Consider the following 784-nt stretch of genomic DNA (forward strand, 5'->3'; position numbering starts at 1 on the left):
CGGCTTCGTTGCGCGCATGTGCGGCATCGCGCGCGGCGCGGCCGGCGTCGGGGGACGGCAGCGCAGTGCGCTTGTCTTGCGCAGACGTGTGCTCAGCCTCGGCGGCGCGGCGTTCTTCGCTCAGGCGTTCGGTGGTCGCCGCAAGTTCCGCGAGCCGCGCGGAGTAGCGCTCGCGCGCGGCCTCTGCCTGGTCGAGCGCGCGCAAGGCCTGGCGTTCGGCCTCGGCGGTTCCCTGCAACGAGCGCTCGTCGACAATAAGCTCACGCTGCAGGGCGGCAAGTTCATCCTGCGCTGCAGCCTGCGCGCGTTCGGCTTCGGCCAGCGCTTCGCGGCGCGGCGGGGCAAGTCGCTCCAGTTCGGCAAGGCGGTTCTCGGCTTCGAGCCTTGCCGCTTCCGCCGCCCCTTCGCCGCGGGCGATGAAGCCATCCCAGCGGCGCAGAGCGCCCGTGCGGGTGACAAGCCATTCGCCGGGCCCGAGCGTACGGCCGTCATCAGCATCGGCCACATGCACCAGCGCCAGCCGCGCGGCGAGCTGCGGCGGGCAGTCGCCGACATGGCTCAGAAGTGCTTCGGGCACCGGCTTGGGTTCGGGCGCGCCGGCCCAAAACCGGCCTTCGGGATCTCCCTGCGGAGCGCCCAGCGGCGACTTTGCATCGCGCCCCAGCACGGCCGCCAGCGCCCTCTCGTACCCCGGCGCGGCGCGCACGCGGTCGATCGCGGCGGGCAGCCCGTGCTTGCCCGCTGCCTGCTTGGCACGTGCCTGCCGGTCGCGTTCCAGCGCGGA

The 784-nt window shown here is 73.5% G+C and carries 1 pseudogene; it reads right to left on the reverse strand.

Features of this window, described 5'->3' with window-relative positions:
- Positions 1 to 784: pseudogene (locus ELY12_RS14230) on the reverse strand (chromosome segregation protein); the annotation flags it as partial.

Source organism: Tsuneonella rigui (genome assembly GCF_003958625.1).
Lineage (GTDB): Bacteria > Pseudomonadota > Alphaproteobacteria > Sphingomonadales > Sphingomonadaceae > Tsuneonella > Tsuneonella rigui.